Raw genomic sequence first — 9,709 nt, forward strand, 5'->3', positions numbered from 1 at the left:
CGCGCTGCCCATTCGAATACCGGTAAAAGACAGACTCAGTCGCGCTGAAACCGGAAAGAAAGGCCGTACGCAACGGTAGCCGAACGGTTCGGCATGACCCGCTTTCCACCATTCCCGTGACTGCTTCCACGCCAAACGCCCCGCCGCGCCCCACGCTGCTCGGACTCTTTCTGATATTCAGCCGCATTGGCTTGACGAGCTTTGGCGGCGGTTTGAGCGGCTGGCTGTTGCGCGAATTCGTTCAGGATCGCAACTGGATCAGCGAAGAGGACTTCCTCAACGGGCTCGCCATCTCACAGGCACTGCCCGGCATCAACGTCAAGAACATGGCGATCTGGATCGGGTATCGGCTGCTCGGCTGGCGTGGCGCCGCCGTGGCCGTCACCGGTATCGTCGTGCCGCCCGCGTGTCTGATCATCGTGATTGGCAGCGTGGTCGGCGCGCTCATCTTCCATCCGCTCACGCAGATCCTGATCGCTGGCGCCGCTGCAGCGGCCACAGGCTTGTCGCTGTCGATGGGTGTCGTCACCGCGCGACGTGTGCGGCGACAAGGGCTTCCGCTGCTGCTCATGGCGGCGACCTTTCTTGCAATCGGCATTCTGCGTTTGTCACTGGTGTGGGTGGTCGTGGCGGGCGGCTCGGTGAGCGTGCTCTACGAATACGTGGCGATCCGCCGAGGTGCGCGATGAACGGACGCCTGCTCGGTCAGCTTGCTGCCATTTTCGCGCCACTTTCGCTCGTGACGATCGGCGGCGGCCAGGCGATCGTCGCGGAGATTCAGCGCCAGGTCGTGGAAGTTCATCCATGGATGACGCATTCGCAATTCGCCGCCGACTTCGCGATTTCGCGCATGGCGCCGGGCCCGGGCTCGCTGCTCGTCACGCTGATCGGCTGGCAGGTCGCCGGTTTCTGGGGCGCGCTCGTGGCGACCGCAGCGCTCTTGCTGCCAACGGGCTTCCTCATCTACGGCGTCACGCATATCTGGGGCCGCTATCAGGGCGCGGCGTGGCAGTTGGCGCTCGAGCGCGGCCTGCGCCCCATCGCGGCCGGCATGATGCTCGCGGCGGGCTGGGTGCTGCTCAAATCGCTGAATGGCGGCCTTCCCGCAAAGGCGATTGCCGTCGTGTCGCTTTGCGTGCTGCTCAGAACGCGGGTCAGTCCGCTCGTTCTTCTCCTTGCCGGCGCGCTTGCGCTGTTTGGCGTCAGCCTGATCGGCGCGGGCCTGCCGCATTGGCTCCAGGTGCAGCTCACGTAGAAAAACACCCCGCCGTTACAACTCCACGGGAATAGCAGCTCACCCGCCGCGGTATACCCATTGCAGTCTCCGTTGATGCGACCGTGCTCCAGCCGGTCGTCGAACCATGCTATTTCATCAGGAGTTCGAAATGATTAACCGCCGCCCGCTTTTCGCCTTGCTCGTCGTGACTGCTTCCATCGGCGCTGTGTCCACCGCGTCCGCGCAGGGACTCACGCGTGCCCAGGTACGCCAGCAATTGATCGAAGCTCAGGCCAACGGCTCGCAATTCGTGAGCGATACCTCGTATCCCGATGTGAGCCCTGTATTCGCGCAGCAAGTCGCTCACGCGAAAGCACAGAAGCAACAACAGGAACCCAGCGGCATGGGCGCGCCCATGCAAGGCACGAGCGACGCCGGCGCGCCGCGCGCGCCGAGCACGACGTGCGTCGGGCCGGTGAGCTTCTGCAACCTGTATTCGGGTAGCTGAAAGCGATCGTCGGCTCCCACTAGCCGCTGCCTCCCTCAGTCGAACGCCCCGCTCGCGACGAGCGGGGCATCTTGCGCGTATTTTTGCCGCCCCCCCCCCCGCCCGAGGCGTCCTGGCCAGCCGCAACGTAAGCTAAGCACCGTCTTCGATTCGCCGGGCATGCACCGTCACGCCGCCGTGCCGAATTGCGTGCGCTACAGGACAAACCCTGCCCCCCAATTGCCTCGCGACATGACTACACTATGTGCGTCGGCATTCGTTTGCTATCCGCGATCGTGTGCCGCCCGCCAGCACGATGACCACTGGGAGGTGTGCTGTGCTCCGCCTGAACTTCGCCCGCACTTCGCGCCCCGCGGCCGCGCTTGCCCTCGCGCTTGTCAGCGCTTTCTGTTTTGAGGCGAACGCGGCATCGCCGCCTGCGGCCTCCACCAAGCCGCCCGCCAACAAAGCCGCCGCCGACAAAGCTGCCAGCGCAGCGGCCGCTAACAACAAGGCCGCTAACGACAAGGCGGCTAGCGACAAGGCCGCCGCGCAGAAAGCCGCCGCCGAGACATCCGCGCCGGCGGCCGCCACACCCGACTTCTTCTCGCTCGCGGAGCGCTACGGCCCTGCCGTCGTGCACGTGATCGCGCGCAGCGGCGACGACCCGTCCATGCAGCCCGAGCAGGAGGCCATCGACGACGCCGATCCTTTCTCCGCGTTCTTCAAGCGAGCGCCGAAGCCGACGTCTGACGCCGAAGCCAGCGGGCCGCGCGTCATGACGGGCGCGGGCTCCGGGTTCATCGTCAGCCCCGATGGCGTCGTGCTCACCACGGCGCATGTCGTCGACAACGCCGATCAAGTGACCGTGCGGCTCACGGACAAGCGCGAGTTCAAGGCGGAGGTGGTCGCCGTCGACCCGCAAAGCGACGTTGCCGTGCTGCAGATCGACGCTCACGATCTGCCGTTCGTGAAGCTCGCCGAGACGGCGAAGGTGCACGCCGGCGAGCCGGTGCTCTCGATCGGATCGCCGGACAGCTATCAAAACACCGTGACGACGGGCATCCTCAGCGCGACTTCGCGCACGCTGCCCGACGGCCAGGCGTTCCCGTTCCTGCAGACCGACGTGGCGGTCAACCCCGACAACTCCGGCGGCCCGATCTTCAATCGCGCGGGCGAGGTGATCGGCATCGACGTGCAGATTTACGCGGACGGCGGCCGCTACCAAGGCCTGACTTTTGCGATTCCGATCGACGCCGCCAACCAGTTCCGCGCCCAGTTGCAGGCGCGCAAGGCGGCGCCCGCCGCCAGCCCCAATGCGGCGAACGCGGCAAACGCCACGAGCGCAGGCACTGGCGGCACGATCCGCACATTCGGCATGCAGGTCGAAGACGTGAGCCCCGGGCTCGCGGCGGCGCTCGGCTTGTCGCACGCGGGCGGCGCGCTCGTCGACGCCGTCGATCCCGCCTCGCCCATCGGCAAAGCGGGCATCCGGGCCGGCGACGTGATCGTCCAGGTCGGCACGAAACCCGTCGACCGGGCCGCGACGCTCGCTGCCGCGCTCGCTGCCGTACCGCCAGCCAAACCCGCCTCGCTCAAGGTGATCCGCAACCGGCAGCCGGCGGTGGCCGGCTTCTCGAACACCGCGTTCGAGGCCAAGGCGGAAGATGCGCCCGCGGCGGCGGCAGGGGCAGAAGGGGCACCAGCGGCGCGAGCAACCGACGCCGCACAGGCGGCAGACAAGACCGACGCGCCAGCTGCGGCCGCCGTCGGGGATCCGGCAAGCAAGACGCCGCCGGCTAATGTGCACGCCGTCAAGACGGTGATGACGGACACGGGCGCCCCGCTCGCCCAACCTGTCACCGCGCAGACCCCGCGCCACGCGGCGGACCGCCTCGGCCTCATCGCGCACGCACTGAGCGAAGAGGAAAAGCGCTCGACCGGCCTGCCGCTCGGTTTGATGGTGGAAGCCTCGACTGGCCCCGCCGCGACCGCGGGCGTGCGGGCTGGCGACGTCGTGCTGTCGCTCGACGACACGCTGGTCGAATCGCAGGAGCAAGCCGCCGCGCTCGAAGCAAAGGCGACGAAGAGCATGTCGCTGCTGATTCAGCGCAATAACGCGCGCAGCTTTGTTGCAGTGAAGGTTAGGTGAAACTCGTGTGACGCTCAGGTGACGAGCGCGGCATGGCGGCCCCTCGAGCCGCCGTGCCCGCGCCCGGCGACGCTCACCGCGGCGTCAATTGCGCATAAACGTCATGCGCGAGCTGCAGCAGCGCCTTGCGGTCGATACCGCCGGAAAGCGCATACCCGAAATCCCCGTCCACCCAATAGAACACGTTCACCGGTCCATCCTGATACAGCTTGAACGCGGTGGTGTTGGCGCTCGTCTTGCGGTGCGAGATACAGAGCGTCACGCGCTCGCCTTGCGCGTTGTGATACATGAACTGCGCGACTTCGCCGCCGTCGTCGGCCGGTAACAAGCGGCCGCCCGAAAGCTCGAAGCCGCTCTTCGAGAGCATCGGCGCGCGCACGTTGGTGCCGAGCCGGTTGGCGAGCCACTTCACGAAGTCCTGCTCCTGACTGTCGTCCATCGTATCGGGCCGCACCACCGTCGGCATGTAGACCACGTGCGCGAGCGCCGCTTGCTGGGCGAAGCGCATGGAGCCGTCCGCGCTCACCGCACGCAGTTCGCCGCCGCCAGCCGCGCCTGGGGGTCCGCCCGCGCTGCTCATGCCGCTCATGCCGTGGTGCATGCCCCAGCCGATTCCCACGCCCAGCACGAGCGTCGCCGCGAGGCCCGCGAAGCGCGGCCAGTTCGCCGCTGGCCGCGTCGCCGGCCCCGTGTTATGCACCGCTTTAGCCTGAGGCTCAGGCGCGGCCACGCGCAGGCGAGCGGGCAGCGGTTCGTTGAGCACGCGGTCGTAACGCTCGTGCAGCAGGTTGTTGAGCGCGAAGAAGTCGCTCGCGCGCGCGGCGAGCTCGGGATTGCGTTCGAGCTCGCGCTCCACGTCGGCGCGGCGCGCCTCGGAAAGCGTGCCGTCCACGTAGGCGTGGATCTCGTCTTGCGTGACTGGATTTTGTTGCTCGCTCATCGCACCACCTTCAGATTCGCACGCGGGACGGAACCGGCCATGAGCGCGCGCAGGCGCTCACGTCCCCTCGAAAGACGCGACATGACCGTACCGATCGGTATGTCGAGCGCCAATGCGACATCGGCGTAACTCATTTCCTCCAGCCCCACCAAAAGCACCACTTCACGCTGCTCCACGGGAAGGCGTTGCAGCGCGAAATCGAGATCGCGCACTTCGAGCGCGCCCGTCTGCGTAGCGGGCACGGCGTAGTCGGTTTCGGGCACGCTTTCGTCGTCGACGGAAACGTGCGCGCCGCGCGCCGCCGACTTACGCACCTGGTTCACGAAGATGTTGTGCATGATCGTGAAAAGCCAGGCGCGCAGGTCGGTACCCGGGCGAAACAGCTCCGTGCGAGCGATCGCACGTTCGAGCGTGTCCTGCACGAGGTCGTCGGCGAGCTCGCGGTTGTTGATCAGCGCGCGCGCGTAGCGTCGCAGGCGCGGCACGTGTTCTATCAGCTCGTCACGGATGTCCATGTTTCATCCTGGATTGCTGCAAGGGTCATTGCGCGGTTTGCATCGTCGGGCGGCTTCACGATCCGTCGCCCTCGCGCGCCGGCGGCGTGGCGAGCGTCGCGAGGTCCGCTGCGCGCATCAGGCCGCGCGTTTGCGCGTTGCCCGCGAGCACCCAGCGCGTGCCGCGCTCGCGCCACATCAAAAGCCTCAGCGGACCCGCGCGGTGCGCGCTCCATTGGGGCGCCGCGCCCGCCAGCCACGCGCGGCTCGCGAGCAGCACCACGCGCTCGCCCTGGCTGTTCTCGTAGACATAGCGCTGCGCGCTCGCAAACGGGCCAACCCGCACTTCGCCGCCGCCGAGAAAGTGCAGACCGGCCGCGCTAAAATCGAACGGCGCACGCGCCGCGCCTGATTCCAGCGCCTCTGGCTGCGCGTTTTCCGCCTCCATCAGAGCCATGACCGCGGCGTTGTTCAGCACTTGCTGCGACGGTTGCGTCACGGCAATCCACCCCAATGCCGCGGCCACCAGCGCCAGGGCCGCCGCAAGAGCGGTAGCGTAGCGCAACACCCGCCTGCCTCGGTTCGCAGCGGTGCGCGAGTACGTCGTCTGTGCGGCCTGCGCCGGGTACGCGGCGCGGATCTGGGCGTTCAGGCGCCGGTAAAACAGGATGCGATGCCATTCGCCAGGCTTGCCCGCAAGGTAGTGCCGAACGTGTGCCGCGCGCGCGCCTGCAAGCGTGCCGTCGCTATAGGCCTGGATATCGGCTTCGGAAACTGGCGGCTCGTCGAGCGGCCCGCGGAACTTCATGATCGTGGTTCGATGCTGATTGGGTGGCGATGCGGGAACTAACACGCGGCGGGCGCGGATTATTCCTGCGGGCGGCGAAATTCCCCTTTTTGCGCTGCGCTCGAGCGATTTTGCGCCGCGCGGGCCGCTCATTCATCGCATCCGCATAAAAAAACGCCACATTACCCGCATTGAATAATATTTGAATTATTTCCTTAAAAGCGCGTGCGAGCATCACGCCCAACTGCCGTACACCGTGCGGCAGGTTCGTGATTTACGGGAATTCAAGTGAAAAATGCTGCTCGCCTCATTGCCTTGTCAGTCGCGCTGCAAGGTCTCGCCATTCAACCCTCTGTTGCGCAAAGCGCGCTCAACTACAACACGTCCTGGATCGGCAACAGCTTCGGTTTCGGTGACGCCAAGTGGATACAGCAAGACGTGGAGGCCATTGCCGTCGCGCCCGACGGCACCGTCTATGCAAACGCGCCCTGGGACGAAAGCGGCAGCGAGATCGGCGTTTACCGCGGCGGCGACAAGCTCGCCGTGGCCGGCAACACGCACGGCTGGGGCAACGCGGGCGGCGACGCCATCGCGGCGAACAGCACCTATGTGTATGCCGCGATGTCGATCGGCAACGAGAGCAACGGCCTCGTGGGCGCGGACTATCCGCCCGCGAACCAGACGTGGTTCGGCGTGACGCGCCGTCTGCGCTCGAACGTGGCGCAGGGCGCGCCGTTCGCAAGCGGCATTGGCAACAGCGCGAACGCGACGAAAAACAGCTTCCTGCGCGTGCTCGCCGCGCCGGGCGGCAGCGACGGCGCCGTGCGCGGCCTCGCGGCCACCGATGCCGAGTTGTACGTTTCCGATACCGCGGACAACCGCATCGTGGTCTACGACGCGCAGACCATGCGTCAACTGCGTTCGTTCACCGTGCCCACGCCGGGGCGCATCGCGCTCGCGAGCGACGGCACGCTGTGGCTGATCCAGGGCTTGCAGGACGCGAATGGCCCGAGCATCGGTCACTACCGCGAGGACGGCACCGCGCTCAACGATGCGCCCGTGCTGCCCGCGGGCACCGTGCCGACCGACCTCGCCTTCGCGCCATCCGGCCAGCTCTCGATTGCCGACAACGGCCCCTCGCAACAGATCCTGCTCTACGCGCGCGCGTCGAACGGCCAGATGGCGGCAGCGGGCACGCTGGGCACGCGCCAGGGCATCTTCCACGTCCTGGAGGGCAAGCCCGGCGACTGGCGCTTCAACGGCATCACCAGCATTGGCTACGACCAGGCGGGCAATCTGTACGTCGCGCAGAACGGCCAGGGGCCACGACCATATGGCACCGCGCTCGTAGGCCAGGGCGCTGTGCTCGAAAGCTACGTGATGAGCGGGCGCTCGCTGGGCTGGCGCCTCTATGGCCTCACCTTCGTCGATGCCGCCGCCTTCGACCCGGCCAATACCGCGAACGTCTTTACCGGCTCGAAACGCTTCACGCTCGACTACGGCCAGGCGCCTGGCAAGCAATGGACCTATGGCGGCTTCACGCTCAATCGCTTCAGCTATCCCGACGATCCTGCGCTCCATTCCACGCGCGGCGTGCGCGGCTCGCCGATGGTGCGCCGCTTCGACGGCCGGCGGTTCCTCTATACGCTCGACCAGTACGCACACTACCTGAACATCTACCGCTACTCGCCCGCAACCGATGGCGACGTCGCAATTCCCTCGGGCCTGCTCGCCCAGAATCCGATGCCGGGCAATTGGCCCGCTGGTCAACCAACCTACGGCGAATGGATGTGGCGCGACGCAAACGGCGACGGCCATGTGGACGCCAGCGAGATCACCTCGAACCCCTCGACGGGCGCGACTGTCGGCAACGGCTACTGGTGGGTGGACACGCCCGGCAACGTGTGGCTCGCCACGCCGCTTTCGGGTATCCGTGAGATGCCGATGCAAGGGCTCGACGCACAGGGCAATCCCCAGTACACCTACGCATCGTCGAAGATGTTCCCGATGCCCGCGCCGTTCAACCGCATTGCGCGCATTGTCTACCTAGCCGAAACCGACACGATGTACATCACCGGCTTCACCGCGGACATTCCGTGGGATGCGTCGCACTGGAAGGAAGCGGGGCCTGTGCTCGCGCGCTATGACAACTGGTCGAGCGGTTCGCCCACGCTCACATGGCAGGCGTCGTTGCCCTGGAACAAGAGCAGCAGTCCGCAGGTGACGACGGTGGGCATCGCCGTGGCCGGAAACTACGTGTTCATCGCCGAGCTATACACGCAGAAGATCGACGTGTACGACGCGCGCAGCGGCCAGCTCGTCGGCTCGATGACGCCCGGTGCCAACGTGGGCAACACGAGCGGATGGGTGGACATTTATATGGGCATGAGCGCGGCGCGGCGCGACAACGGCGACTACGTGGTGCTCGTGGAGGACGACGCGCGCGCGAAAATCCTGATGTATGACTGGACGCCGGGTTGAACCCCGACGCCTCGATGCCTTACCCGCGCTCCGTCACGTGCGTGGAAAACGCCACGCGATTACGCCCATCGCGCTTGGCCCGGTAGAGCGCGGCGTCGGCTTCCTCGATCAGCGCCGTTTCCGCGAGCCCCGGCGCGGGCGTGAGCGTGGCCACGCCGATGCTGATCGTGAGGTGCTCGCTCACGGCCGAGCCCACGTGCGGCAGCGCGAGTCCCGCCACGTCGCGGCGCATTTTCTCGGCAAGCAGACGCGCGCCCGCGCTGCCCGTGCCCGGCAAAACGACTGCGAACTCCTCGCCGCCGAAGCGCGCCACGAGATCGCGCGGTTGACGTATCTCGCGACGGATCGTCGTCGCCACCGAGCGCAGCACGTTGTCGCCGGCCACGTGGCCGTAGGTGTCGTTATAGGGCTTGAAGTAGTCCACGTCGATCATCAGCAGCGACACTTCGGTGCGCTCGCGCTCCGCGCGTTTCCACTCGGCGCTCAGGAATTCGTCGAGATAACGCCGGTTCGAGAGGCCCGTAAGGCCATCCGAATGCGTGAGGCGGCGCAGTTCGAGGTTCGCGCGGAGCAGTTCCTGCTGCGAGCGGCGCAGCGCGCGATACGCTTCGTCGCGCTGGAGCATGTTTACGTAGGATCGCGAATGATATTTCACGCGCGCGATCAGCTCGACGCTGTCCGGCAGCTTGACGAGGTAATCGTTCGCGCCCGAGGCGAACGCCGCGCTCTTGATGGCGGGCTCTTCCTTGGTGGAAAGCACGATGATCGGCACGTCGCGCGTCGCTTCGTTCGCGCGATAGGCGCGCACGAGCGTGAGGCCGTCGGTGCCCGGCATCACGAGGTCCTGCAGGATCACGGTCGGGCGCACTTCCTCGGCGGTGCGCACGGCCTGGTCGGGATGCGCGCAATAGTGGAAGTCGATCTCGCGCTCGCTCGCGAGCGCCCGGCGCACGGCCTCGGCCACGATCGCCTGGTCGTCCACCAGCAGCACCATCATCGGCATCTCGGTGGTGGGCAGCGGTTGCTCAAGCGCGCTGCGCACGGCCTCCAGCGCGACGGCGAGCGAGGCGTCGTCGGCGCTGCTGGGGTCGCGGGCCACATCGAGGCCCGTCTCGAGGCCCGTGCCATCGGCAACGTCTGCGCTGGTTGGAA

Annotated in this window: 9 protein-coding genes; 5 read left to right on the forward strand and 4 right to left on the reverse strand. The window is 66.8% G+C overall.

Annotated elements, in window-relative coordinates:
• Positions 1–116 precede the first annotated feature (116 nt).
• The 4 genes from L0U83_RS34675 to L0U83_RS34690 all read left to right on the forward strand — a co-directional run bounded on the left by L0U83_RS34675 (position 117) and on the right by L0U83_RS34690 (position 3,855).
• Positions 117–689, forward strand: a complete 573-nt coding sequence (locus L0U83_RS34675; protein WP_233888658.1) for a chromate transporter — start codon at positions 117–119, stop codon at positions 687–689.
• Positions 686–1,255: a chromate transporter gene (locus L0U83_RS34680; protein ID WP_233888659.1), complete on the forward strand. Its 570-nt coding sequence runs from the start codon at positions 686–688 to the stop codon at positions 1,253–1,255. Before L0U83_RS34675 ends, L0U83_RS34680 begins: the two co-directional genes overlap by 4 nt.
• Positions 1,256–1,388: 133 nt before the next feature.
• Positions 1,389–1,724, forward strand: a complete 336-nt coding sequence (locus L0U83_RS34685) for a DUF4148 domain-containing protein (RefSeq protein ID WP_373321188.1) — start codon at positions 1,389–1,391, stop codon at positions 1,722–1,724.
• Positions 1,725–2,040: 316 nt separating this feature from the next.
• The gene (locus L0U83_RS34690; protein ID WP_233888661.1) at positions 2,041–3,855 is read left to right on the forward strand and encodes a trypsin-like peptidase domain-containing protein; all 1,815 of its coding nucleotides are present in this window, start codon (positions 2,041–2,043) and stop codon (positions 3,853–3,855) included.
• Between the two features lie 73 nt (positions 3,856–3,928).
• On the opposite strand, the gene L0U83_RS34695 is transcribed toward L0U83_RS34690, so the two are convergent.
• From L0U83_RS34695 to L0U83_RS34705, 3 genes are read right to left on the reverse strand one after another with little or no spacing between them, the layout of a single operon-like run.
• Positions 3,929–4,795, reverse strand: coding sequence for an anti-sigma factor family protein (locus L0U83_RS34695; protein ID WP_233888662.1), 867 nt, complete (start codon positions 4,793–4,795; stop codon positions 3,929–3,931).
• Positions 4,792–5,310, reverse strand: coding sequence for a sigma-70 family RNA polymerase sigma factor (locus tag L0U83_RS34700; protein WP_201700794.1), 519 nt, complete (start codon positions 5,308–5,310; stop codon positions 4,792–4,794). Before L0U83_RS34700 ends, L0U83_RS34695 begins: the two co-directional genes overlap by 4 nt.
• 55 nt (positions 5,311–5,365) lie before the next feature.
• The gene (locus L0U83_RS34705) at positions 5,366–6,097 is read right to left on the reverse strand and encodes a transcriptional regulator (protein ID WP_233888663.1); all 732 of its coding nucleotides are present in this window, start codon (positions 6,095–6,097) and stop codon (positions 5,366–5,368) included.
• A 267-nt stretch (positions 6,098–6,364) separates the two neighbouring features.
• On the opposite strand from L0U83_RS34705, the gene L0U83_RS34710 reads away from it, so the two are divergent.
• Positions 6,365–8,557: an NHL repeat-containing protein gene (locus L0U83_RS34710; RefSeq protein ID WP_373321172.1), complete on the forward strand. Its 2,193-nt coding sequence runs from the start codon at positions 6,365–6,367 to the stop codon at positions 8,555–8,557.
• Positions 8,558–8,576: 19 nt separating this feature from the next.
• Here the strand turns inward: L0U83_RS34710 and L0U83_RS34715 are convergent, their stop codons facing one another.
• Positions 8,577–9,560 carry a diguanylate cyclase gene (locus tag L0U83_RS34715; protein WP_233889173.1) on the reverse strand — a complete coding sequence of 328 codons (984 nt, stop codon included), beginning with the start codon at positions 9,558–9,560 and terminating at the stop codon, positions 8,577–8,579.
• Positions 9,561–9,709: the final 149 nt, after the last annotated feature.

This window comes from Paraburkholderia flagellata (assembly GCF_021390645.1).
Lineage (GTDB): Bacteria > Pseudomonadota > Gammaproteobacteria > Burkholderiales > Burkholderiaceae > Paraburkholderia > Paraburkholderia flagellata.

What these genes read in the sequence shown, in the direction of transcription:
- L0U83_RS34680 (WP_233888659.1), top strand. Translation starts at nt 686, where the DNA reads ATGAACGGACGCCTGCTCGGTCAGCTTGCTGCCATTTTCGCGCCACTT.
- L0U83_RS34695 (WP_233888662.1), bottom strand. Translation starts at nt 4,795, where the DNA reads ATGAGCGAGCAACAAAATCCAGTCACGCAAGACGAGATCCACGCCTAC.
- L0U83_RS34700 (WP_201700794.1), bottom strand. Translation starts at nt 5,310, where the DNA reads ATGGACATCCGTGACGAGCTGATAGAACACGTGCCGCGCCTGCGACGC.
- L0U83_RS34705 (WP_233888663.1), bottom strand. Translation starts at nt 6,097, where the DNA reads ATGAAGTTCCGCGGGCCGCTCGACGAGCCGCCAGTTTCCGAAGCCGAT.
- L0U83_RS34715 (WP_233889173.1), bottom strand. Translation starts at nt 9,560, where the DNA reads ATGCCGATGATGGTGCTGCTGGTGGACGACCAGGCGATCGTGGCCGAG.